General features: G+C 63.3%; 17 protein-coding genes and 2 pseudogenes. 11 read left to right on the top strand and 8 right to left on the bottom strand.

Annotated elements, in window-relative coordinates:
- Window positions 1-64 precede the first annotated feature (64 nt).
- A pseudogene (locus B2D37_RS06145) lies at window positions 65-319 on the bottom strand (DUF4442 domain-containing protein); the annotation flags it as partial.
- Between B2D37_RS06145 and B2D37_RS06150 the strand changes: the two are divergent.
- Together B2D37_RS06150 and tpx are read left to right on the top strand one after the other, a co-directional pair.
- Window positions 306-461, top strand: a pseudogene (locus B2D37_RS06150) (TetR/AcrR family transcriptional regulator); the annotation flags it as partial. The pseudogenes B2D37_RS06145 and B2D37_RS06150 sit on opposite strands and share 14 nt — an antisense overlap.
- Before the next feature lie 250 nt (window positions 462-711).
- Window positions 712-1,212: a thiol peroxidase gene (gene tpx / locus B2D37_RS06155; RefSeq protein ID WP_079201886.1), complete on the top strand. Its 501-nt coding sequence runs from the start codon at window positions 712-714 to the stop codon at window positions 1,210-1,212.
- A 60-nt stretch (window positions 1,213-1,272) separates the two neighbouring features.
- On the opposite strand, the gene B2D37_RS06160 is transcribed toward tpx, so the two are convergent.
- Window positions 1,273-2,268, bottom strand: coding sequence for an aldo/keto reductase (locus B2D37_RS06160; RefSeq protein WP_079201887.1), 996 nt, complete (start codon window positions 2,266-2,268; stop codon window positions 1,273-1,275).
- Window positions 2,269-2,384: 116 nt separating this feature from the next.
- On the opposite strand from B2D37_RS06160, the gene B2D37_RS06165 reads away from it, so the two are divergent.
- The 6 genes from B2D37_RS06165 (at window position 2,385) to B2D37_RS06190 (ending at window position 12,767) form a co-directional block, all read left to right on the top strand.
- Complete coding sequence (locus tag B2D37_RS06165; protein WP_079201888.1) at window positions 2,385-3,296, top strand: LysR family transcriptional regulator; 912 nt, start codon at window positions 2,385-2,387, stop codon at window positions 3,294-3,296.
- Between the two features lie 174 nt (window positions 3,297-3,470).
- Complete coding sequence (locus tag B2D37_RS06170; RefSeq protein ID WP_079201889.1) at window positions 3,471-4,682, top strand: MdtA/MuxA family multidrug efflux RND transporter periplasmic adaptor subunit; 1,212 nt, start codon at window positions 3,471-3,473, stop codon at window positions 4,680-4,682.
- Window positions 4,679-7,771 (top strand): MdtB/MuxB family multidrug efflux RND transporter permease subunit, encoded by a 3,093-nt coding sequence (locus B2D37_RS06175; protein ID WP_079201890.1) that lies wholly within the window; start codon window positions 4,679-4,681, stop codon window positions 7,769-7,771. Before B2D37_RS06170 ends, B2D37_RS06175 begins: the two co-directional genes overlap by 4 nt.
- Before the next feature lie 37 nt (window positions 7,772-7,808).
- Window positions 7,809-10,916: an efflux RND transporter permease subunit gene (locus B2D37_RS06180; RefSeq protein WP_079201891.1), complete on the top strand. Its 3,108-nt coding sequence runs from the start codon at window positions 7,809-7,811 to the stop codon at window positions 10,914-10,916.
- Window positions 10,917-11,002: 86 nt separating this feature from the next.
- A complete protein-coding gene (locus tag B2D37_RS06185; RefSeq protein ID WP_256573189.1) occupies window positions 11,003-12,457 on the top strand; it encodes an efflux transporter outer membrane subunit in 1,455 nt (484 codons plus the stop codon).
- A gap of 40 nt (window positions 12,458-12,497) precedes the next feature.
- Window positions 12,498-12,767 (top strand): hypothetical protein, encoded by a 270-nt coding sequence (locus tag B2D37_RS06190; RefSeq protein WP_256573190.1) that lies wholly within the window; start codon window positions 12,498-12,500, stop codon window positions 12,765-12,767.
- Window positions 12,768-12,863: 96 nt separating this feature from the next.
- Here B2D37_RS06190 and B2D37_RS06195 read toward each other — a convergent pair whose 3' ends face one another.
- Window positions 12,864-13,871, bottom strand: a complete 1,008-nt coding sequence (locus B2D37_RS06195; RefSeq protein ID WP_079201894.1) for a TRAP transporter substrate-binding protein — start codon at window positions 13,869-13,871, stop codon at window positions 12,864-12,866.
- 370 nt (window positions 13,872-14,241) lie between these two features.
- Between B2D37_RS06195 and B2D37_RS06200 the strand changes: the two genes are divergently transcribed.
- Window positions 14,242-14,976, top strand: a complete 735-nt coding sequence (locus tag B2D37_RS06200; protein ID WP_079201895.1) for an SDR family oxidoreductase — start codon at window positions 14,242-14,244, stop codon at window positions 14,974-14,976.
- A gap of 11 nt (window positions 14,977-14,987) precedes the next feature.
- Here the strand turns inward: B2D37_RS06200 and B2D37_RS06205 are convergent, their stop codons facing one another.
- From B2D37_RS06205 to B2D37_RS06230, 5 genes are all read right to left on the bottom strand, one after another.
- On the bottom strand, window positions 14,988-15,617 hold the full coding sequence (locus B2D37_RS06205; RefSeq protein WP_079201896.1) for a disulfide bond formation protein B: 630 nt from the start codon (window positions 15,615-15,617) through the stop codon (window positions 14,988-14,990).
- Between the two features lie 323 nt (window positions 15,618-15,940).
- Complete coding sequence (locus B2D37_RS06210) at window positions 15,941-17,344, bottom strand: efflux transporter outer membrane subunit (protein WP_079201897.1); 1,404 nt, start codon at window positions 17,342-17,344, stop codon at window positions 15,941-15,943.
- Entirely contained in the window at window positions 17,341-20,514 is a 3,174-nt protein-coding gene (locus B2D37_RS06215) for an efflux RND transporter permease subunit (protein WP_079201898.1), read from the bottom strand. Before B2D37_RS06215 ends, B2D37_RS06210 begins: the two co-directional genes overlap by 4 nt.
- A gap of 13 nt (window positions 20,515-20,527) precedes the next feature.
- Window positions 20,528-21,769: a multidrug efflux RND transporter periplasmic adaptor subunit MexE gene (mexE, locus tag B2D37_RS06220; protein ID WP_079201899.1), complete on the bottom strand. Its 1,242-nt coding sequence runs from the start codon at window positions 21,767-21,769 to the stop codon at window positions 20,528-20,530.
- Between the two features lie 310 nt (window positions 21,770-22,079).
- Entirely contained in the window at window positions 22,080-22,997 is a 918-nt protein-coding gene (locus tag B2D37_RS06230; RefSeq protein WP_079201901.1) for a LysR family transcriptional regulator, read from the bottom strand.
- 259 nt (window positions 22,998-23,256) lie between these two features.
- Here B2D37_RS06230 and B2D37_RS06235 point away from each other — a divergent pair, with 259 nt between their 5' ends.
- Together B2D37_RS06235 and B2D37_RS06240 are read left to right on the top strand one after the other, a co-directional pair.
- Window positions 23,257-24,273 (top strand): zinc-dependent alcohol dehydrogenase family protein, encoded by a 1,017-nt coding sequence (locus B2D37_RS06235; RefSeq protein WP_079201902.1) that lies wholly within the window; start codon window positions 23,257-23,259, stop codon window positions 24,271-24,273.
- A 351-nt stretch (window positions 24,274-24,624) separates the two neighbouring features.
- Window positions 24,625-24,975 carry a hypothetical protein gene (locus B2D37_RS06240; RefSeq protein WP_079201903.1) on the top strand — a complete coding sequence of 117 codons (351 nt, stop codon included), beginning with the start codon at window positions 24,625-24,627 and terminating at the stop codon, window positions 24,973-24,975.
- The last annotated feature ends 47 nt before the right edge of the window (window positions 24,976-25,022 follow it).

Genomic DNA, 25,022 nt, shown 5'->3' on the forward strand with positions numbered 1-25,022 from the left:
TGTTGCCTGCGACCGGCACTTACTCGCCTGCCAACGACGGCCCGGTTTTCCGGGCCGTCGCGTTTCAGGCGCGACTGACGTACATGCTGATCTCGGCGCGCAATACCGCTTTGTCGCCGACGTAAGCCATCACCGGCACCGTCACATCGCCCAGGTTGTTCCAGTCCACGGCGGCGCCATCGGCCACGGCGCGCACATCGCCGTCGGCCTTGGCCAGGTATTCCACCGTCATGCCGCGTGGAATCCAGCGGCAGCCGGCCGGGATCGAGGCGTCGGTCATGGTCCCGGCAGCCAGTTCGGCAGCGTTGCACAGGGCGATGCCAAGCGATTGCTTCGCCTCGGTGATCATCGGGCCAACCCACGACTTCGCGCGCAACTGGCTGGCCGGCAGGACGCAGACCCAGTTGGCCGACTGCCGCGAGTTGTTGGCCCAAGTCGCCTGGGACAGTGTGCGGACCTAGCGGTATGTCCAAAGCCATGCCCTATTAGCAGCCGGTATGCTGGCGATCCATTCACCCCGCAACGCCTGATTGCCAGCAGGGTTGGTTGCTACTACTAGTACTTGCAGCTGGCCCTGAGGTCGGGTGAACGGGTTCGCCCTATCCAGAAGCTGGCGGTGCATGGAAAAAGCCCTGGGTTTCGGAGTTTTTTCATAGGTGGCATGCTTAACTCTGTATTCGTTTTCATTTCCCGACAAAAGAGGACATCTCAATGACTCAAGTAACCCTGCATGGCAATCCGGTACAAGTCGATGGTCAGCTGCCACAGGTCGGTCAGCAAGCTCCGGCCTTCACCCTGGTCGGCGCCGGTCTGGCCGATGTCAGCCTGGCCAGCCTGGCGGGCAAACGCAAAGTGCTGAATATTTTCCCCAGCGTCGACACCCCAACTTGCGCGACCTCGGTACGCACCTTCAACGCCGGCGCCAGCAAGCTGGATAACACCGTTGTCCTGTGTATCTCCGCCGACCTGCCGTTCGCCCAGGCGCGCTTCTGTGGCGCCGAAGGCCTGGAAAACGTGATCAACCTGTCGACCATGCGCGGTGCCGAGTTTCTCAAAAACTACGGCGTAGCTATCGCCGACGGCCCGTTGGCCGGCGTCGCTGCCCGCGCCGTGGTGGTGCTGGACGAGCACGACAAGGTCCTGCACCGCGAACTGATCGCCGAGATCGGCAACGAGCCGAACTACGAGGCGGCCCTGGCTGTGCTGAAGTAATCGCAAACGATGCGGACAAGAACGGCCTACTTCGGTAGGCCGTTTTTTTTGCCAATAGATTCAGCGCGTCAGCATCGCCATTGATTCCGCCGCATAACGTTCACCCGCGGCGGCTTGCGGCGGAAAAATCCCGTCCAGAGTGGCGATCTCGGCGGCGCTCAGTTGAACGTCCAGCGCGGCGACGTTCTGTTCCAGGTAGCTGCGGCGTTTGGTACCGGGGATCGGCAGCAGGTCCTCGCCTTGGGCCAGCACCCAGGCCAGCGCCAGTTGCGAGGCCAGCACGCCTTTATCCGCGGCCAGTTGTTCGACCTGGCTGACCAACTGCAGATTCTTGGCGAAGTTGTCGCCCTGGAAGCGCGGGCTGAAGCGCCGGTAATCGTCGGCGGCGAAGTCCTCCGGGCTCTTCAGGGTGCCGGTGAGAAAGCCGCGTCCCAGCGGGCTGTAGGGCACGAAGGCGATACCCAGACGGCGGCAGGTCGCCAGCACGCCATTCTCCTCGGGGTCACGGGTCCACAACGAGTATTCGCTCTGCACCGCGCTGATCGGGTGCACCCGGTGGGCACGTTCCAGGGTCTCCGGCGCTACCTCGCTCAGGCCGAGGTAGCGCACCTTGCCCTGCTGAACCAGCTCGGCCATGGCGCCGACGGTCTCCTCGATCGGCACCTCGGGGTCGATGCGGTGCTGGTAGTAGAGGTCCAGGTAGTCGGTGTTAAGCCGCTTGAGGCTACCCTCGATCGATTGGCGCACATACTCCGGCCTGCCGCTGACGCCACGTCGCTGTGGATCCTGCGGGTCGCGCAACAAACCGAACTTGCTGGCCAGGAAGGCCTGCTCGCGCCTGCCGGCCAGGGCCTTGCCCAGCAACAGCTCGTTGCTGTGCGGGCCATAGGCGTCGGCGGTGTCGAGCAGGTTCAGGCCCAGTTCCAGGGCCCGGTGTACGGTGGCGATGGATTCACGCTCATCGCGGCCGGCGACATAGAACTCGCTCATGCCCATGCAACCGAGCCCAATTGCCGAGACCAAGGGACCGTTGCGGCCGAGTCGACGGGTTTTCATGGGAGTGCTCCTGTGTGGTGGGGAAGAGTCACGCCCAGTCTGGCTGTTTGTTCAGGATGGATAAACATGGTGAAAACGTATTAACTATTTGCTTATTCGAAATAGTGGTGTTGCAGATGGATCGTTTTCTCGCCATGCAGGTGTTCAGTCGGATCGTCGAACTGCGCGGCTTCGGCAAGGCCGCGGACAGCCTGGGCCTGCCGCGGGCTTCGGTCACCCAACTGATCAAGCAGCTGGAGGCCCACCTCGGGGTGCAACTGCTGCGCCGTACCACCCGCCAAGTCAGCCCGACCCTGGATGGTCAGGCCTACTACGAGCGCTGCCTGCGGTTGCTGACCGATCTGGAGGAAGCCGAGTCGTTCTTCTCGCAGAGCGGCAGCGGCCCGCAGGGACGCTTGCGGGTCGACCTGCCGGCCTCGCTGGCACACCGCGTGGTGATCCCGGCACTGCCGGATTTCTGCGCTCGCTACCCGCGCATCGAGCTGGAGGTCGGCGCCAGCGACCGGCCGGTGGACCTGATTCGCGAAGGGGTGGACTGCGTGCTGCGCGCTGGCGAGGTGTACGACACCAGTCTGGTGGCGCGGCCGCTGACGGCACTGCCGCAGATCACCTGCGCCAGTGCGACCTACCTGGCGCGCCACGGTACCCCGCAGACGCTCGCCGAGCTGGAGGGGCACCGCGCCGTCAATTACTTCTCTGCCCGCACCGGACGGCGTCTTCCCCTGGATTTCCTCGTGGGTGGCGAACGAGTCGAGCTGGAGCTGCCCGGCAGCATCGCCCTGAGTACCGCCGAAGGCTATGTCGCCGCCTGCGAAGCGGGGATGGGCATCATCCAGGCGCCTTATTACCACCTGCGCGAGCAGTTGGCGACCGGCAGCCTGCGCGAGATCCTCGCCGATTTGCGCCCGGCGCCGATGCCGCTGGCGGCGCTCTACCCGCCGCACCGACAGCTGTCGCGGCGAGTGCGGGTGTTCGTCGATTGGCTGGTCGAGCTGTTTGCCCAGCACGATCTGCTGCGGCCGAATTGAGCTGGGCGCTGCGGCAATACCCGGCAACATAGCCGACGGCTTCCCGTGGGGGCCGTTTTCATTTGTGGCTCAGGGGCTTAGCAACGTCAGCTGGAGGTAAATAGCCGGTAAAGAGGCTTTGCTTCATGCCTGACACTGCTTATCGTTCAGGCATTCCAAGGAAGTGACCCTGCCATGCCTGAAACAACTGCAATACCCCGTACCTCGACGCAGTCACGCCAATGGCTGATTGGCTTGATGCTGTTGGCGCTTCTGCTCGTGCTGATCTGGTGGTTCTGGCCTGCTAAACCGCAGAGCCAGGCCGGCGGTCGTTGGGGTGATGGTGGGCTAGTGCCGGTGCGGGTGGCGACTGTCACGCAAGGCAGTTTCCCGATTGAGCTGAAAGCCCTGGGCACCGTGACTGCCTACAACACGGTCAATGTGCGTGGCCGGGTCGAAGGTGAGCTGGTCAAATTGCTGTTCGAGGATGGTCAGCGGGTCAAGGCCGGCGATCTGCTCGCGGTGATCGATCCGCGGCCTTATGAAGTGGCCCTGCAACAGGCCCTGGGGGTGCAGCAGGAAAATCAGGCGCAGTTGCACAATGCCGAGTTGGACCTGGCCCGTTACCGCGGCCTGTACGAAGAAGACTCGATTGCCAAACAGACCCTCGATACCCAGCAGGCCCTGGTCAATCAGTACCGCGGCACCCTCAAGAGCAACCAGGCCGCAGTCGCCGAGGCGCGTCTGAACCTCGACTTCACCCAGGTGCGCGCCCCCATCAGTGGGCGTCTCGGCCTGCGTCAGGTGGATCGCGGCAACTTGGTCAGTTCCGCCGATGCACTGCCGCTGGTGGTGATTACCCAAACCCTGCCGATTGCCCTGATGTTCACCTTGCCCGAGGCCGAGTTGCCGGCGGTGCTGCACCAGTTCAGGGCGGGGCAGACCTTGCGCGTCGAAGCCTGGGACCGCAGCGAGAAACTCAAGCTGGCCGAAGGGCAGCTGGACAGCATGGATAACCTGATCGATACCGCCACCGGTACGGTCAAGCTCAAGGCCCGCTTCGAAAATGCCGAAGAGCTGCTGTTTCCCAATCAGTTCGTCAATGTCCGTCTGCTGGTGGAGACTCGCGAGCAGGCCCTGCTGATTCCCGCTGCAGCCTTGCAGTTCGGTGCGCGCGGCACCTTCGTCTATGTGATCGATGAGCAAGACAAGGTGCAGGTGCGGCCGATTGTGGCGGGGCCGAGCAATGGCCAGATGACATTGATCGAGGAGGGCGTCGCGGTGGGCGAACGCCTGGTGCTGGAGGGCACCGACCGCCTGCGTGAGGGCAGCGCAGTCGAGGTGGTCGGCGAAGGCCAGACACCGACCGCCAAGCAAGCCGAAGCACGGATACCTAAAGACGCATGAACGCCTCTCGCCTGTTCATCCTGCGCCCGGTCGCCACCACCCTGATCATGTTGGCGATCCTGCTCAGCGGCCTGATCGCCTATCGAATGTTGCCCGTGTCGGCGCTGCCCGAGGTGGATTACCCGACCATTCGCGTCATGACTCTGTATCCCGGCGCCAGCCCGGACGTGATGACCAGTGCGGTGACCGCGCCGCTGGAGCGCCAGTTCGGCCAGATGGCGGGCTTGAAGCAGATGTCCTCGAGCAGTTCCGCTGGCGCCTCGGTGATTACCCTGCGCTTCAATCTGGAAGTGCAACTGGATGTCGCCGAGCAGGAGGTGCAGGCGGCGATCAACGGGGCGAGCAACCTGCTGCCCGGCGATCTGCCGGCGCCACCGGTGTACAACAAGGTCAACCCGGCGGACACCCCGGTGCTGACCCTGGCAATTCGTTCGGACACTATGCCGTTGCCGCAGGTCTTCGACCTGGTCGATACCCGCCTGGCGCAGAAGCTGGCGCAAACCAGCGGCGTCGGCTTGGTCACCCTGGCCGGCGGCCAACGCCCAGCGGTACGCATCCGGGTCAATCCGCTAGCCCTGGCCGCCTATGGCCTGAACCTCGCGGATGTGCGCAGCCTGATTACCGCCAGCAACGTCAACCAGCCGAAAGGCAACTTCGACGGGCCGACCCGCGTCTCGCAACTGGATGCCAACGACCAGTTGAAATCTCCGGACGAATACCGCGAGCTGATCCTCAGTTATCAGGACGGCGCGGCGCTGCGCCTGAAGGATGTCGCCGAGATCATCGACGGCGCAGAAAACAGTCGCCTGGCGGCCTGGGCCAACCGCAATGAAGCGGTACTGGTCAATGTGCAGCGTCAGCCCGGCGCCAATGTGATCGAGGTGGTCGAGCGGATCCAGGCCTTGCTGCCCAGCCTCAGCGCAGGCTTGCCGGCCACTGTCGAGGTCAGCGTGCTGACCGACCGCACCCAGACCATTCGCGCCGCGGTGACGGACGTGCAGCACGAGTTGTTGCTGGCGGTACTGCTGGTGGTGCTGGTGACCTTCCTGTTCCTGCGCAAGCTGTCGGCGACGATCATTCCGTCGATAGTGGTGCCGCTGTCGCTGATCGGCACCTTCGGTGTGATGTACCTGGCAGGCTTCACCATCAACAACCTGACCCTGATGGCCCTGACCATCGCCACCGGCTTCGTGGTCGACGATGCCATCGTCATGCTGGAAAACATCGCTCGCCACCTGGAAGCAGGCGAAACCCCACTGAATGCGGCGCTCAAGGGCGCCAAGCAGATCGGCTTCACCCTGATCTCGCTGACCATCTCGTTGATCGCCGTGCTGATTCCACTGTTGTTCATGGCCGATGTGGTCGGCCGACTGTTCCGCGAGTTCGCCATCACCCTGGCGGTGGCCATCCTGATTTCCCTGGTGGTGTCGCTGACATTGACGCCGATGATGTGCGCGCGTCTGCTCAAGCGTGAGCCGGAGGCGGAGCAGGGGCGCTTCTATAAGGCCAGTGGTGCGGTTATCGACGGCATGATCGCGCGTTATGGCATCTGGTTGCAGTGGGTGCTCAAGCGTCAGCCGCTGACGCTGTTGGTCGCTATCGCCACCCTGGCCCTGACCGTGTTGCTCTACCTGGCCGTGCCCAAGGGCTTCTTTCCGGTGCAGGACACCGGGGTGATCCAGGGCATTTCCGAGGCGCCGCAGTCGATTTCCTTCGCCGCCATGAGCGAGCGCCAACAGCGCCTGGGCGAGGTGATCCTGGAGGATCCGGCGGTGGTCAGCCTGTCGTCCTACATTGGCGTGGATGGCGACAATCCGACCCTCAATAGCGGGCGCCTGCTGATCAACCTCAAGCCGCATGCCGAACGCGATGTCACCGCCAGCCAGGTGATCGAGCGCCTGCGCCCCGAACTGGCCAGGCTTACCGGCATCGAGTTGTACCTGCAGCCGGTGCAGGATCTGACCATCGAGGACCGGGTCAGTCGCACTCAATTTCAGTTCAGCATGGAGTCGCCGGAGCAGGCTTTGTTGGAGGAATGGGTGCCCAAACTGGTCGCCGCGCTGCGTGAACAGCCGCAACTCAGCGATGTTGCCAGCGACCTGCAAAGTCGCGGCCTGCAGGTGTTCCTGCAGATCGATCGGGACAGCGCCGGGCGCCTCGGCGTGAGCATCGCCGACATCGACGACGCACTGTACGACGCCTTCGGCCAGCGGCAGATTTCCACCATCTACACCCAGGCCAGTCAGTACCGGGTGGTGCTGGAGAGCGAGAACGCCGGCAGCATCGGCCCGGCCGCGCTGCGGCAGATCCACGTGGCGACGGCCGACGGCGGGCAAATTCCCTTGTCGTCGCTGGCGCGCATCGACGAGCGCGCCGCCAGCTTGTTGATCAACCATATCGGTCAGTTCCCGGCGGCGACCCTGTCGTTCAACCTGGCTGCGGGGGTGTCCCTCGGCGAGGCGGTGGCAGTGATCGAGCGGGTAGAGCAGGACATCGGTCTGCCGGGCGGGGTGCAGACCCAGTTTCAGGGCGCGGCCGAGGCTTTCCGCGCCTCGCTGTCGAGCACCTTGCTGCTGATCCTGGCTGCTGTCGTCACCATGTACATCGTCTTGGGTGTGCTCTACGAGAGCTATATCCACCCGATCACCATTCTCTCGACCTTGCCCTCGGCGGCGGTCGGTGCGCTGCTGGCGTTGCTGCTGAGCGGCAATGAGCTGGGCCTGATCGCGATCATCGGCATCATCCTGCTGATCGGCATCGTCAAGAAGAACGCGATCATGATGATCGACTTTGCCCTCGACGCCGAGCGCAACCAGGGCATGGCGCCCGAGGCGGCGATCTATCAGGCGGCGCTGCTGCGCTTTAGGCCGATCCTGATGACCACCCTGGCGGCACTGTTCGGCGCCATTCCGCTGATGCTCGCGAGCGGTTCCGGCGCCGAGTTGCGCCAGCCGCTGGGGCTGGTGATGGTCGGTGGCCTGCTGCTCAGCCAGGTGCTGACCCTGTTCACCACGCCGGTGATCTACCTGTACTTCGACCGCCTGTCGCGGCGCCTGACCGGACGCAGCGCAGCGGGAGTGCTGGTATGAGTGCCCTGCTGCTACGGGGCCAGGGAAGCCGTTGGCCATGAACCTCTCCGCGCCCTTTATCCGTCGGCCGGTGGCGACCCTGCTGCTGAGCCTGGCGATCCTCCTGCTCGGCGGCGTCAGCTTCGGCCTGTTGCCGGTGGCGCCGCTGCCGCAGATGGATTTCCCGACCATTACGGTGCAGGCCAGCCTGCCGGGCGCCAGCCCACAGATCATGGCCTCGAGCGTGGCCACGCCGCTGGAGCGCTCGCTCGGCACCATCGCCGGCATCAGCCAGATGAACAGCCGCAGCAGTCAGGGCAACACGCGGATCATGCTGCAGTTCGATCTGGACAAGGACATCAACGCTGCCGCCCGTGAGGTGCAGGCGGCGATCAATGCCGCGCGCGAGCTGCTGCCCAGCGGCATGCGCGCGATGCCGACCTACCGCAAGGTCAACCCGTCGCAGGCGCCGATCATGGTGCTGTCGCTGACCAGCGCGGTGCTGGACAAGGGCCAGCTCTATGATGTGGCGTCGACCATCCTGGCGCAGAAGCTCTCCCAGGTGAGCGGTGTCGGCGAAGTGACCATCGGTGGCAGCTCGCTGCCGGCAGTGCGGGTTGCCCTCGAACCGCGCCTGCTCGACCAGTACGGCATCGCTTTGGATGAGGTGCGCCAGACGATCACCGCAGCCAACGCCAAACGGCCCAAGGGCGCGGTGGAACAGGGCGACCGACATTGGCAGGTGCAAGCCAGCGACCAGCTGGAGAAAGCCGCCGATTATCTGCCGCTGATCATTCGCTACCAGGATGGCGCCGCCGTGCGCCTGGGCGATGTGGCGACGGTCAGCGATGGAGTAGAGGATCGCTACAACAGCGGTTTCTACAACGACGAACAGGCGGTGCTGCTGGTGGTCAATCGCCAGACCGGGGCCAATATCATCGAAACCATTGCCAGCATTCGCCAGCAGTTGCCGGCGTTGCGCGCGGTGATTCCGGCCAGTGTCACGGTGCAGGTGGCGATGGACCGCTCGCCGGTGATCCGCGCCACGTTGCACGAGGCCGAGCGCACCCTGTTGATTGCCGTAGCCCTGGTGATTCTGGTGGTGTTCGCCTTCCTCGGCCGCTGGCGCGCGGCGCTGATCCCGGCACTGGCGGTGCCGGTGTCGCTGGTCGGCACCTTCGCGGTGATGCACCTGCTGGGCTTCTCGCTGAACAACCTGTCGCTGATGGCGCTGATCATCGCCACCGGCCTGGTGGTGGACGACGCCATCGTCGTGCTGGAAAACATCACCCGGCATATCGAGGCCGGCGCCACGCCCATGGCCGCCGCATTCAAGGGCGCGCGCGAGGTGGGCTTCACCCTGTTGGCCATGAACCTGTCGCTGGTCGCGGTGTTCATCTCGATCCTGTTCATGGGCGGCATTGTCGAACGGCTGTTTCATGAGTTTTCCATCACCCTGGCGGTGGCCATCGTCATTTCTCTGCTGGTGTCGCTGACCCTGACGCCGATGCTCTGCGCACGCTGGCTCAAGGCCGAACAGTCCGAGCCGCCGGCCAATGCCATGCAACGCATGGGCGCGCGTGTGCAAACGCGGGTGCTGGGCGTTTACCAGCGCAGCTTGGATTGGGCCTTGCAGCACTCCTTGCTGATGCTGTTCAGCCTGCTGGCGACCATAGCGCTGAATGTGTTCCTGTTCGTCAGCGTGCCCAAGACCTTCCTGCCGCAGCAGGATACCGGCCAGCTGATCGGCTTCGTGCGTGGCGACGACGGCCTGTCGTTTCAGGTCATGCAACCGAAGATGGAAATCTTTCGCCGCGCGCTGCTGGCCGATCCGGCGGTGGAGAGCGTGGCCGGTTTTATCGGCGGCTCGGGCGGGATCAATAACGCCTTCATGATCGTGCGGCTGAAACAAGTGAGCGAGCGCAAGCTGTCTTCACAACAGGTGATCGAGCGCCTGCGCCGCACGGTGCCCAAGGTCCCCGGCGGGCGGATGTTCCTCATGCCCGATCAGGACCTGCAAATAGGCGGGCGCGAAGGGCGCAGTTCGGAGAACGAATACATGCTGCTTTCCGGCGATCTGGATCAGCTGCGCCAGTGGCTGCCGATTGTGCGCGACGCGCTGCGGGCACTCCCCGAACTGACCGATATCGACGCCAAGGAAGCCGACGGCACCCAGCAGATTCGCCTGCTGGTCGACCGTGATGCGGCCAAGCGCCTGGGCGTGGACATGGCCATGGTCACCGGGGTGCTCAACAACGCCTTCAGCCAGCGTCAGGTGTCGACCATCTATGACAGCCTCAACCAGTACAGCGTGGTGATGGAAATCAATCCGCAATACGCCCAGCACCCCGAGGCACTGGAGCAGATCCAGTTGATCAGCGCCGCGGGCGCCCGGGTGCCGCTGTCGAGCTTCGCCCGTTGGGAGCGCAGCCTGGAAGAAGATCGGGTCTATCACCAGGGCCAGTTCGCCGCGGAGAACATCGGCTTCGCCCTGGCCGAAGGCGTCAGCCTGGAACAGGCCAGCGTGGCGATCGAACGTACGGTGGCGCGGCTCAACCTGCCGACCGAAGTGCAGGGCCTGCTCGGCGGCACCGGTGGCGCCTTCCAGCAGACCCAGCAGAGCCAGCCATGGATGATCCTGCTGGCGCTGGGGGTGGTGTATATCGTCCTCGGCGTGCTCTATGAGAGCTATATTCACCCGCTGACCATTCTCTCCACCTTGCCCTCGGCCGGGGTCGGCGCCTTGCTCGCCTTGCAGTTGATGAGCATCGAATTCAGCCTGATTTCGCTGCTCGGCTTGTTCCTGCTGATCGGCATCGTCAAGAAGAACGCCATCCTGATGATCGACCTGGCCCTGCAGCTGGAACGCCAGGAGCAGCTGAGCCCGCAGGAATCGATCCGCCGCGCCTGCCTGCTGCGTTTTCGGCCGATCATGATGACCACCCTGGCGGCGATTCTCGGCGCCCTGCCACTGGTGTTGGGCAGTGCCGAAGGCTCGGAGATGCGCCAGCCGCTGGGCATCACCATCGTTGGCGGGCTGATCCTCAGCCAGTTGCTGACGCTCTACACCACCCCGGTGATCTACCTGTATTTCGATCGCCTGCGCCACCGGGTTAACCGCTGGCGCGGCGTGCGTACCGACGCTGCCCTGGAAACTCCGCTATGAGCATGCTGCCAATACCCGTAGGAGCGAGCCATGCTCGCGAAGCCTTTCCCGTGGCGAAGCCACTCGCGAGCACGGCTCGCTCCTACATGGGGCTGCTTGCGCTCAGTTTGCTGTTAAGTGGCTGCGCCATCGGCCCGGATTACCAGCGCCCGCAACTGACCACCCCGGAGCAGTTCAAGCAGATCGCAGGCTGGACCGCCGCAGTACCCAGCGATGCGCTGGAGCGCGGTGCCTGGTGGGAGCTGTACGGCGATGCCGAGTTGAGTGGCCTGGTCGGTCGCCTCAACCTGTCCAATCAGAACCTCGCCGCCAGCGAGGCTCAGTACCGCCAGGCCCGCGCGCTGGTACGTGGTGCGCGCGCAGCCTTCTATCCAAGTCTGTCGAGCAGCGCCGGAGTGACCCGGGCCGGCCAGGGCGGCGGCGACAGCACCCTGCGCACCGCGGACGGTTTCAGTGTCGGCGGCTCGAATGCCGCAAGCATCTCGAAGAGCTACGACCTGAGCCTGAACGCCGCCTGGGAACTGGATATCTGGGGCAAGCTGCGCCGCTCGCTGGAATCGAGCCGCGCCGGTTTCGCGGCCAGCGCCGCCGATCTAACCGCGCTCAAGCTCAGCCTGCAGGCCGAACTGGTGCAAACCTACCTGCAACTGCGCGTGCTGGACGATCAGCAGCGTCTGCTCGATGCCACCGTGGCCGCCTATGCGCGTTCGCTGCGCCTCAGCGAAAACCAGTACAACGCCGGCATAGTGCCGAAATCCGACGTCAGCCAGGCGCTGACCCAGTTGAGAAGCACCGAAGCCCAGGCCATTGACTTGAAGTGGCAGCGCGCCCAGCTGGAACACGCCATCGCCGTGCTGATCGGCGTGCCGCCGAGCGAGCTGAGCATCGCCGTGCGTGAACAATTACCGACCTTGCCGACGATTCCCGTGGCGCTGCCGTCGCAACTGCTGGAACGCCGCCCGGATGTCGCGGCTGCCGAGCGCCGGGTAATCGCCGCCAATGCCGAGATTGGCGTGGCCGAGGCCGCCTGGTACCCGGACCTGACCCTCTCCGCCACTGGTGGCTACCGTGGCAGCAGCTTTGCCGACTGGGTCAGCCTGCCCAACCGCTTCTGGTCGCTCGGCCCGCAACTGGCGCTGAGCCTGTTCGACGGCGGCGCCCGCCGTGCCGAGCTGGAGCGCAGCGAAGCGGCTTACGACCAGACTGTCGCGCAATACCGTCAGGCCGTGCTGGACAGCTTCCGCGAAGTCGAAGACTACCTGGTGCAGCTACGGGTGTTGGAACAGGAGGCGGTGTACCAGCAGCAGGCACTGGACGCCGCCCGCGAGTCCCTGCGCCTGATCGAAAACCAGTACCGCGCAGGTACCGTCGATTTCAACAGCGTGGTCAACGTGCAAGCTACTGCGTTGACCAATGAACGCAGCAACCTGACCCTGCTCGGCAGCCGTCTGACCGCCAGCGTGCAGTTGATTGCCGCCTTGGGTGGCGGTTGGCAAGCACCCTCTGCGGGTGCGGCAGTGCCCGTGGCCAAGGAGCCATAGCCGGACTGCAGCGGGGCGCTTACCGGCAGTACTGGATGTGGTGCTGACCGACATGCGCTTGGCCGACATCAGCGATCTGGCGTTTCTGCGGCGGCTCAAGGGTCTCTACCCGGAGATCATCCGCATGGTGCTGAGCAGCGCTACCGAGGTCAACAGCATCCTCAAGGCGGCCAACGAGGGGGTAATTAATCGTTTTCTCACCAAGCCCTGGTTGGCCGACGATCTGCGCAGCCAGTTGCGCGAAGCCTTCCGCCAGCGTCAATTGGAGCAGGAGAACCAGCGCCTGCGCCAGCAAGTGCTGGGACTCTAGCCGGTGTGTGAGCGCTACTGCGCGGCTATGCGCTGAGTCGTCGGGCACGCACTGCGGCGACGAACCTGGCCGTGGGTCAAGTCGCGGGTTTTGCGGTCAATTGCGTTGCTTGCGGTTGACGGTCTGCGCGGCTTTCATCACGTCGCTGCCGATCTGGGCCTCGAACTGCTGCCACACTGGCTGCATGGCTTGGCGCCAGGCAGCGCGTTGTTGATCATCGAGGGTGATCAGCCGGCTTTTGCCCGAGGCCTCGATCCGCAGGCGGTCGGCCTGGTTGGCGGCTTCGGCCTGGCGATTCACCACGAAGGTCACGTCGTCGATGATGCCTTCCAGTTCGGTGCGGATCTGATGGGGAATGGCGTACCAGAAGCGTGGGTTGCTAACCAGCATGTAGTCGAGCACGCCGTGATTGGTTTCAGTGATAAACGGTTGCACGGTATGCAATTGCTTGCTGTAGATGTTCGACCAGGGATTTTCCGCGCCCTGTACCTTGGCGTTTTTCAAGGCGTCGAAAACCTCGGCGAAGGGCAGAACCTGCGGTGTGGCGTGCAGTTGCTTGAACTGCGCCTCAAGCACGCTGGATGGCTGAATACGGAAGCTCAAGCCTGCTGCATCGCCTGGCACCAGCAGCGCCTTGCTCGCCGACAGCTGCTTCATGCCGTTGTGCCAATAGGCCAGGCCGACGATGTCCTGATCCTCCATGGCGCGCAGCAATTGACGGCCCTTGGCGCGTTTCTGGAAGCGGTTGACCGCGTTCAGGTCGTCGAACAAAAAGGGCAGGTCGAACACCTGCAGTTGCTTGGTGTATTTCTCGAATTTGGCCAGTGAGGGCGCCAGCAGTTGCACCTCGTTGTTGCGCAGTGCCTCCAGCTCGTTGGCGTCGCCATACAGCGAGGAATTGGCGTAGACCTCGACCTTGACCTTGCCGTCCAGACGCTCTTCGACCAGTTGCTTGAACAACAGGGCGCCCTGGCCCTTGGGCGTATTGTCGGCGACCACATGGGCGAACTTGATCAGGATGGGCGCTTGGGTTTGCTCGCCATAAGCGCTGGCAGACGTTAAGACCAGGGCGCAGGCGGCCATGGCGAAGATCGACTTGAACATTGGATGGCCTATTTTTTATTGGGCGGTCTGCACCCTGCCGGCAGGAGCTTGCGTGGTTAGAGCGGCGGTGTGCGATCCGCCGGGCGCTCACAATCTATGGCAATGCCTGTGCCAAGGGGGCGGTTGCAAGGCAACCCTTGAATCGTCGACCTAGGCGTGTGATCCAGTTCGCATGGGCTGGCGGTTTCCCGCCTTTCTCAGGGGGCGGGTGAGCGGTTATTCGCTGGTTGTGCCGTCTGCGAGCGTTTGCACAAGCGCTCGGGGCGTGTTCAACGCGACGTGACCACCGGTCGAACGTCCTGCGCCGATGGCAGCTATACCAGTGGTTACAACCTGTGCAGCGCGAGTTGCCTTTATCGCAGGAGTCACCATGTCAAAAGTAGCCATAGTCACCGGCGCCTCAAGGGGGATTGGCGCTGCAATCGCCAAACGCTTGGCCGCCGACGGCATCAGTGTGGTGGTCAATTACACCGCACAGCCCGCGGATGCCGAGCGTGTGGTCCGCGACATCGTTAGCGCGGGAGGTCAGGCTTATGCCGTACTGGCCGACATCAGCGATTCGGTGGCGGTCGAAGCCTTGTTCGACCAGGCGCAGATGAAGTTCGGTGGTATCGATATCCTGATCAACAACGCCGGCGTCATTCAGCCCGGCATGGTCAGCCTGGCCGACAGCGACGATAGGCTGTACCAGAGAATCTTCGCGATCAACACCAAGGGCACCTTCAACACCCTGCGTCTGGCGGCCAGGCATCTGCGCGATGGTGGGCGCATTGTCAATTTCTCCACCAGCGTGGTTGGCTTGGCGCTGCCGGGTTACTCGGTATACGCCGCGTCCAAGGCTGCGGTGGAAAGCTTCACCGCGATCTTCGCCAAGGAGCTGCGCGGACGTAATATCTGCGTCAACGCCATAGCCCCCGGACCTACGGCGACCGAGCTGTTTCTCACTGGTAAATCCGCCGAGCAGGTCGAGCGCCTGGCCAAACAACCACCGCTGGAGCGTCTGGGGGCTCCCGAGGACATCGCCAGTGTCGTGGCCTTTCTGGTCAGCGAGCAGGGTGGCTGGGTCAACGGACAGACACTGCGGGTCAATGGCGGCATCGTCTAGCAGAACACCTACTATCCCCTGGTTTTGCCGATTGCGCGCCACGCCACAAACAGCATGAATCCGAACAACAGGGTTACGCTCAACAGCGTCCAGTTGGTGAAGGATACGCCGAGGATTGCGTAGTCGTTTTGCCCGCAAACGCCGGCGCTCATGAATACCTCGGGTAGGTACTCATGCAGGGGAAGGTAGAAGGCATAGAACGGGAAAGGTGAGCAGCTAAAACTTTCCATGATGCCGGTTTCGATCAGCACCAGGTGGCTATTGTCGAACACCGCCATAAACCCTGCGGCCAGCAACAATGGCCAGAATATCAGGGTCAACCAGCGTTGCCCGACAGCCTCGGCGGCAATGATCAGCAGGCTGAGAGTGCCACCCAACAGCAGCCACAAACGAATCTGCACGCACAGGGTGCAGGGTTCCCAGGCGAACAGATGCTGCAAGAGCAACGCACCGCCAAGCATCGCGAAACAGGCAACGCTAATAATCGAGAGCAGCGCAATGATGGATTTCTGGCGGGTCATTTGAATTTCCGTGGGTAGCTGGACAATGGCTTGGAGCATTTTCTGAGTCGTGGCGTGATCAGGGCAGACAACTGTTGTCGCCGGCCACTGCTGTGATCGCGCCATGGTGCCGGGATTCATGTCATGAAACCACAAGGAAAATCAACCGAGTGGAACAAGAGATGGTGGCCACCCTGGCGTATTTCCCAACCCGAGCAGGTGGAACACCGCGAAGCCTTTGCCAGCCACGGCGCACATTCAGTTCAGCCTTGTGTCGCCGGGATAAACCGTGAAGTTTGATGCGCGCCGGGAGAACAACCTCGGATTGCGCGGACGCTTGCTCGGGCTACGCCAATACCGCGGTCCAGTCGACGGCGCCCCCGGGACGCGGCTGCATATACGCAGGCCGCGCCACGGCAAGATGCAACTGCCGTGGCGCGGGGAGGGTTGGGCAAAGTAGAACGTTAGGCGTTGGGCTGCCAACCGCCGCCCAGGGCCTTGTAGATGGCAACGATGCCGCGGTACAGCGCGACTTCGGCCAGCGCTTGGGCATCTTCGGCGGCCAGGCGTTCGCGCTCGGCGTCGAGCAAGACGAGAAAGTCCACTTCGCCTTCGCGGTAGCGCACGCCGGCTTGTTCGGCGGCGGCGCGGCTGGCTTGTGATTGACGCAGCAGGGCGAGCAGGCGTTGCTGCTGTTTGGCGTAATCGTTGAAGGCGTTTTCCGATTCCTCCAGGGCCAGCAATACCTGCTGCTCGTAGTTGGCCAGGGCGCCGTCGGCGTCGGCTCTAGCACCGCGCAAACGGGCGCGTACGCTGCCCAGGTCGAACGCCGCCCAGCTGATGGTCGGCGCCACGCCCCAGGCGCGCGCCGCCGATGAACCCAGCAGCGAACCACGCCCGGCAGTAAAGCCGAGAAAGCCGCTCAAACTGACCCGTGGGAACAGGTCGGCAGCGGCCACGCCAATGGTTGCAGTAGCCGCCGCCAGCTGGCGTTCGGCGGCGCGCACATCGGGGCGGCGGCGCAACAGTTCGGCCGGGTCGCCGATCGGTAGCGCCTTGGCAATCGCCGGCAATGGCTGCGCAGACAGATCCACCGTCAATTGCTCCGCACGCTGACCGAGCAGGGTGGCGATGCGGTTGCGTGCGCGCAGCTGTTCGGCTTGCAGTTGCGGCAGGCTGGCTTCGGTGGCGGCCAGGCGCGCATCGCTGCGCAATACATCCAGCTCGCTGCCGACCCCGGCATCGCGCAGTTGCTCGGTGATGCCGCGCGACTCCTGCTGGTTAGCCAGATTCTCCCGGGCGATACGTTCACGCAGTTGCGCGCCGCGCAGGTTGCCGTAGGCATCCACCAGCTCGGCGATCAGGCTGACCTGCAACTGATAAAAGCCGGCTTCGGCCACCTCGATCTGCGCCTCGCTGGCTTCCAGTTGGCGTTGGATACGGCCGAACAGGTCCAGTTCCCAGGCCATGTCCAGGCCCAGGTCGTAACGCTCGGTTTTCACCCGCTGCTCGCTGATGCCGGGCTGCTGGGCCTTACCGAATTCGCCACTGGCACGGCTGCTGATGGTGGGCAATTGGTCGTTGGCCACGTCGTCACGGATCGCGCGCGCCGCGCGCAGGCGGGCAAAAGCCACCCGCAGCTGGCGGTTTTCCGCGAGCGACTGCTGCACCAATTGGTCAAGTGTCGGGTCATCGAATTGCTGCCACCAGACCGCCTCGAAACGCGTGCGGTCGTAGTTGCCGGCCGCGGCACTGGCCAGATTGGCCGGCGCGGTTTGCGGACTTTTATAGTCCGGGCCGACGGCGCAGGCGCTCAGCGCCAGGGCGAGCAGGCTGATGGTCAGGGTATTGCCAGCGAATCCGCTCATGCTTGCACCTCCAGCAGACGCGCGGCTTTTCTCGCCTCACGCTTCTCCACGAAGGCGCGGATCAGTACATAGAACAGCGGGGTCAGCAGCAGGCCGAAGAAGGTCACCCCAAGCATGCCGCTGAACACCGCCACGCCCATGGCGTGACGCATCTCGGCACCGGCACCGGAGGACAGTACCAGTGGTACCACGCCCATGATGAAGGCGAAGCTGGTCATCAGGATCGGCCGCAGACGCAGGCGGCAGGCTTGCAGCACAGCGCTGACGCGATCCATGCCTTCCTCCTGTTTTTCCTTGGCAAACTCGACAATCAGGATGGCGTTCTTGCACGCCAGGCCGACCAATACGATCAAGCCGATCTGGGTGAAGATGTTGTTGTCACCACCGGTGAGGATCACCCCGGTGATCGCCGACAGCAGGGTCATCGGTACGATCAGGATCACCGCCAGTGGCAGGCTCCAGCTTTCGTACTGCGCGGCCAGCACCAGGAAGGCCAGCAGCACGCAGAGCGGGAAGACGAACATCGCACTGTTGCCGGCGAGGATCTGCTGGTAGGTCAGCTCCGTCCACTCGTAGCTCATGCCGTTAGGCAGTTCTGCCTCGAGCAGCCTCTCCATGGCGGCTTCAGCCTGACCGGAACTGAAACCAGGGGCTGCGGCGCCGTTGATCTCGGCGGTGAGGAAGCCGTTGTAGTGCATCACCCGATCCGGTCCGGCGCTCGGACTGACCTTGAGGAAGGCCGCCAGCGGGACCATTTCCCCACGGTTGTTGCGCACCTTGAGCTGGCCGATCTGCTCCGGCTCCAGACGGAACTGCTGCTCGGCCTGGACGTTGACCTGGTAGGTGCGGCCAAAGCGATTGAAGTCGTTGGCGTACAGCGAACCAAGGTAGACCTGCAGGGTGTCGAAGATGTCACTGATGGCTACGCCGTGGGTCTTGGCCTTTTCGCGGTCGATGTCGGCGTCGATTTGCGGCACGTTGACGGTGTAGCTGGTGAACAGCCCGGCCAGTTCAGGCACGTTGTGGCTCTTGCTGATGATGTTCTGCACCTGCTGGTACAGCTCGTCATAGCCCAGGCTGCCACGGTCTTCCACCTGCACGCGGAAGCCGCCGATGGTGCCCAGGCCTTGCACCGGTGGTGGCGGGAAGATGGCGATATAGGCGTCCTGAATTTCGCTGAACTGGGCGTTCAGTTCGGCGGCGATAGCACCTGCGCTCATCGACGGGTCAGTGCGCTGATCAAAAGGCTTGAGTGGGGTGAAGACGATGCCGCTGTTCGGGCTGTTGGTGAAACCATTGATCGACAGCCCCGGGAAGGCCACGGTGTTCTCCACTCCTGGGTGTTTGCTGGCGATTGCCGACATGCGTTTGATCACCGTCTCGGTGCGATCGAGGGTGGCGGCGTCCGGCAGTTGGGCGAAGGCCACCAGGTACTGCTTGTCCTGTGGCGGGACGAAGCCGGTCGGGGTGCTGGCAAAGCCCAGGTAGGTCAGGCCCATCAAGCCGGCGTAGACCAGCAGGGCAATCGAGCTGCCGCGCAGCACACGCTTCACCGCGCCGACATAGCGATGACTAGCCCTGTCGAACAGGCGGTTGAACGGTGCAAACAGCCAGCCACCGAAGAGCTTTTCCAGCAGGCGGGAAAAACGGTCCTTGGGTGCATCGTGGCTGCGTAGCAGCACGGCCGCCAGGGCAGGGGACAGCGTCAGCGAGTTGAAGGCGCTGATCACGGTGGAGATGGCGATGGTCAGCGCAAACTGCTGGTAGAACTGCCCGCTGAGGCCCGAGATAAACGCAGTGGGGATAAACACCGCGCACAGCACCAGGGCGGTCGCGACTATCGGGCCGGTGACTTCCTTCATCGCTTGTTTGGTGGCTTCTACCGGCGTTTTACCCAGGCCGATATTGCGTTCGACGTTTTCCACCACGACGATGGCGTCGTCCACGACGATGCCGATCGCCAGCACCAGGCCGAACAGCGACAGGGCATTGAGCGAGAAGCCGAACATGTGCATCACGGCGAAGGTGCCAACCAGCGACACCGGCACGGCGACCAGGGGGATAATCGAGGCGCGCCAGGTCTGCAGAAACAGGACTACCACCAGGACCACCAGGACGATGGCTTCGAGCAGGGTATGCACCACCGCCTCGATGGAACCACGGACGAAGATGGTCGGGTCATAGACGATTTCGTAGTCCACGCCCTGGGGAAAGCTCTGCTTCAGCTCGGCCATGCGTGCCCGCACCGCATCGGAAAGCTCGATGGCGTTGGAGCCGGGACGCTGGAATACCGGGATGGCCACGGCCGGTTTGTTGTTCAGCAACGAGCGCAGGGCGTACTGGCTGGAGCCCAGTTCGATACGGGCGATGTCCTTCAGGCGAGTGATCTCGCCGTCATCGCCGGCGCGGATGATGATGTTCTCAAACTCTTCCTCAGTGACCAGTCGGCCCTGGGTGTTGATCGACAACTGGAAGCTGTTGCCCGCATCGGAGGGCGGCGCACCGAGGGAGCCGGCAGCGACCTGGCGGTTCTGTTCGCGGATGGCGTTGACTACGTCAGTAGCGGTGAGATTGCGCGAAGCGACCTTGTTCGGGTCGAGCCAGACGCGCAGCGAGTAGTCGCCCAGACCGAACAGCTGTACGTCACCGACGCCGTCCAGGCGCGCCAACTCGTCCTTGACGTTGAGCGCGGCGTAGTTGGACAGGTACAGCATGTCGTAGCGGTCGTCCGGCGAGGTCAGGTGCACCACCATGGTCAGGTCGGGCGAGGCCTTGTCGACGGTCACGCCGAGGCGCTGCACTTCGCTGGGCAGGGTCGGCATGGTCCGCGTCACGCGGTTTTGCACCTGCACCTGGGCCTTGTCCAGGTCGGTGCCGAGGGCGAAGGTCAGGGTCAGGATCATCTTGCCGTCGGCAGTGCCTTGGGACGACATATAGAGCATGCCTTCGACACCGGTGATCGCCTGTTCCAGCGGCGAGGCCACGGTTTCGCCGATCACCTTGGGGTTGGCGCCGGGGAAGGCGGCGCGTACCACCACGGTCGGCGGTACCACTTCCGGGTATTCACTGATCGGCAACTGGAACAGTGAGATGGCCCCGCCGATCAGGATCAACAGCGATAACACCGCGGCGAAGATCGGTCGCTGAATAAAGAATTGAGAGAAATTCATCGTCGTAACCCTGTTAGCTGCGCGGCGCTGAAGGAGAGGGCCGGGTCTTCACCGCCACACTCGGGGTGTTGCGGCCTTCGACAACCTGACGCTGGCGCGCGAGGTTGGCCAGGGTTGGTTCATCGGCCATGGGCACGTTCTGCGGGTCGACAATTGAGCCCGGCATGGCGCGCTGCAATCCATTGACCACGATCTGCTCGCCCTTGGCCAAGCCGCTGCGCACGATGCGCAAGCCTTCCAGCTTCGGCCCCAGTTCGATGGCGCGGTAGTTCACGCTGTTGTCTGCGCCGAGCACCAGGACGAACTTCTTGCCCAGGTCAGTGCCGACGGCGGCGTCCTTGATCAGGGTCGCCTCATAGGTGCTACTGCCGACCAGTTTCAGCCGTGCATAGAGGCCCGGGGTGAAGGCCCCAGCGGCGTTGTCGAACACCGCACGACCACGGATGGTGCCGGTCTTGGGGTTAACCTGGTTGTCGATAAAGTCCAACTGGCCCAAGTGCGGATGACCGTCTTCATTGGACAGCCCAAGATAGACCGGACTGGCATCACGGGTCTTGCTGCCGGCTTTACGGGCCAGCTCGACATACTTGAGAAACACCCGCTCATCGGCATCGAAATAGGCGTAGACCTTGTCGGTGCTGACCAGCGAGGTGAGCTGGCTTTGCCCGGCAGTCACCAGATTGCCGGCGGTGACTTCGGCACGGCTGACCCGGCCGTCGATGGGCGCGGTGACGCGGGTGAAACTCAGGTTGAGGCGGGCGTTGTCCAGTTCGGCCTGAATGCCGGCGACAACGGCCTGGGCTTCCTGGGCGGCGCTGGCGCGGGCGTCGGCCAGCTCGGCGGAAATCGCATTGCTTTTACGCAAGCGTTCGCCGCGACGTGCTTCGCTGAGGGCGCGGGTTTGGCTGGCGCGTGCTTGTTGCAGCTGGGCTTGGAGCCGCTTGAACTCGGCCTCGAACGGCCGCGGATCAATCTGGAACAGCAGGTCGCCTTGCTTCACCAGGCTGCCTTCGTCGAACGCCACCCGATCGATGAGACCGGACACCCGTGGGCGGATATCCACCGATTCCGGGGCTGCCAGACGTCCGGTGAACTCATCCCATTCGTTGATCGGCTGTTCGATCACCTCGGCGACGCTGACCTGCGCGGCCGGCATCTGCGCGGTGGTTTCCGGGGTTTTACCGCAAGCGCTGAGTACTAGGACGGCCGCAAGGGCCAAAGGCAACTGCCAGGTAGGGTTGTTGGGCTGTTCCATGGATGATTCCGCCAGAGGGTGTTGTGGTTGGGCGGAGTTTGCTGGGCGAGGTAGCGGCGGACGAATCGAATGCCGCGAAGATGAATATCATCGGGAATGATGATTGCACGGCGTGTATCAATAGCAGGCCATATTGGTGCGGGAGGATTGCTACCCTCGGGAGCCGCTTGCGAACCAGGCACTTGGACGCGGCGACGCTCATAAGGAGTGGGTTTATTCGCGAAGTATTCTTCGATAACGCCAGCGATTCGCAGCCACAGCGCAATGTTGCCCGGCAGCCTCTACAGGCTCGCCCGTGATCGGCGTCGGTTCAGTCCAGGCTGTCCGGATCGCCGCAGAACATCTGGATTCGCGAGCGCAGCCAGCGTTCGGCGGGGTCGTTGTCCTGGGCGCCGCGCCAAGCCATGTGCAGTTCGAAGCTCCGGGATTCCAGTGGCGGCTCTTCGGCGCGCAAGCCGCCGACGGCGGTCAAGGCGGCGGCGGTGTAGTCCGGCACTACCGAGAGCAGGTCGGTGCCGGCCAGCAAGGTACCCAGGCCGTTGAATTGCGGTACCGCCAGCACCACTTTGCGGCTGCGGCCCAGCTTCAGCAGTTGGTCGTCGATAAAGCCGTTGAGGTCGCCGGCGAAGGACACCAGGGCATGCGGCCGGGCGCAATAGTCGTCGAGGCTCAGAGTCCCCGGCACCGAGTCGGCGCGCAGCAGTTTGGGCTTGCTGCGGCGCAAGGTCTTGCGCTTGGCGTTGGCCGGCAGCTCCTCGGTGTAGCCGACGCCCACCGAAATCTCGCCGGATGCCAGCAGGTTGGGCATCAACAGGTAGTTGGCCCGCCGCACCACCAGCACCACCCCAGGCGCCTCGGCACGCAGGCGGCGGAGCAGGGCGGGCAGTAGGGCGAACTCGACGTCATCCGAGAGGCCGACGCGAAACACCGCGGTACTGGTTGCCGGATCGAAGTCGGCAGCGCGACTGACCGCCGTGGAGATTGAATCCAGCGCCGGTGAAAGCAGGGCGAAGATTTCCACGGCGCGGGCGGTTGGTTCCATGCTGCGGCCGGTGCGCACAAACAGCGGGTCGTCGAACAGGCTGCGCAGGCGGGCGAGGGCGGCGCTGATCGCCGGCTGGCCGAGAAACAGTTTCTCCGCCGCACGGGTCACGCTGCGCTCGTGCATCAGCGTTTCGAACACGATCAGCAGGTTGAGATCGAGGCGGCGTAGGTCGTTACGGTTCATCCGGTTACCATTCGAAGTGAAGCGGCCTTGATGCGATCAGGCGTGGCATGCTGTTTTTTGCAGTAATACGTTGCCAGTAATACGTTGCCAATGAGAGCCTTCGCCGGGCAATAGTACGAGCTGCAATGCCGATAAGGAAAGCCGGCAATCACTGCCAGGCATGACAACTATCAATGCCAGCGGGTGGTGTTGCCGGACATCAGCGGATAGAGTCCACAGTCATTGAAGTGTCATTTCGTGATCAGAGTTTGAGGTAACGATGTCCCACATGATCCGTTTCCATAAATTCGGCGACGCTGATGTACTTCAGCGCGAAGAGTTGCCAACCCCGACACCTGGCCCAGGCGAGGTGCTGGTGCGCGTCCAGGCCGTAGGGCTGAATTGGAGCGACGTACTGTGGCGGCAGAATCTGGCCGCCGAGCAGGCGCGCTTACCCGCCGGCATGGGCAGCGAGCTGGCCGGCACCATCGAAGCCCTGGGCGAGGGCGTCGACGACCTTGAGGTCGGTACGTCGGTCGCCAGCTTCCCGGCCAGCACGGCCAATCGCTACCCGACCTGGGGCGATCTGGTGCTGATGCCTCGTTACGCCCTGACCCGTTACCCGGAGGTGTTGTCACCGCTGCAAGCCAGCGTGCATTACACCGCGTTGCTGTTCGCCTATTTCGCCCTGGTCGACCTGTCCAAGCTACAGCCCGGCCAGCATGTGTTGATCACCGAGGCCAGCCATTGCCTGGCTCCGCAGACCGTGCAGCTGGCCAAGGCGCTGGGCGCCACGGTCATCGCCTCGACCAGTGAAGCGGGTAACCGCGAGTTCCTCCGCGAGTTGGGCGCCGACAAGGTGGTGGTCACCGAAGAGCAGGACCTGGTCCTGGAAATCGAGCGCTACACCGAGGGCCGGGGAGTCGAGGTGATCCTCGACCAGTGCGCCGGACAACAAATGAAGCTGCTCGGCGATGTCGCCGCGCCGCGCGGCAAGCTGATCATGTGTGGCGTCAACGGCGGCAACGACACGGCCTTTCCGGCGTGCGCCGCGTTCAAGAAGCACTTGCAGTTCTTCCGCCACTGCGTCCTCGACTTCACCGGCCTTCCAGAAATGGGCATCGAGCCCGATCAGGAAGCCGTGCAGCGTGCCTTGCAGCACATCAATCAGTTGACCGCAGATCACTTGCTCACGCCGGTCATCGACAAGGTGTTCGCTTTCGATGATTTCATCGAGGCTCATCGCTACATGGAAGCCTGCCCCAATCGTGGTCGAGTAGCACTGCTACTGCCCTGATCGCGCCAGCCTGTCGCCGGACTGCGTTGCCATGACACGCAGGTCCGGGGGCTAGCACGGATTGCAGTTCCTCTTCCTTTCATCCTTTCTTCCTTCCCCTGCAGGCGCCCGCCTGCGGCTCTCCTTGTACCTGCTCAAATAGATGTTTTCGCACCTGAGTCAGCCTTCGCCCCCTCCCATCTCTCGATATCCGGCAATGTAGTTATTTGGACTCTATAGGGTCATATATACCATTTATGGCGTGGTTGTAATGACTGTATATTTATTAACTAATTGATATATAAGGCTTTAAATGTTGGCACGATTTCTGGATTAGTAATGGTTAAACGAATCATTCAGCCGGAGTCAGTCATGAAATTATTCAACATGTTTTTCCTCAGTGCAGCATTGCTCGGCGCTACCGGTGCACATGCAGACGAAGTGATCAAGGAAACCGCCGACAACAGCGTGGGTGCGCTATATGGCGGGCTCAGCGGCGTGCTGATAGGCGGCGCCGCTGGCGGCCCGCTGGGCGCATTGGTCGGCGCGGGCATCGGCTTGTTTGCCGGGGAGGGCGCTCAGCAGGTCAGCGGGTTGAGCCAGCGTGCCTACGTGGTCAAGACCGCGCAAGGCGAGGAAACCACCGTGCGCTCGCCAAACGCGCAGTTTCGCCAGGGCGATCAGGTCAGTCGCCAGGCTGGCCGCTTGCAAGCAATCCACTGATGGTCAAGGCGAACCGTATCTGTCGATCCGACCGGGTAACTTCAGTG

Source organism: Pseudomonas sp. CC6-YY-74 (assembly GCF_002025205.1).
GTDB classification, from domain to species: Bacteria; Pseudomonadota; Gammaproteobacteria; order Pseudomonadales; family Pseudomonadaceae; genus Aquipseudomonas; species Aquipseudomonas paeninsulae.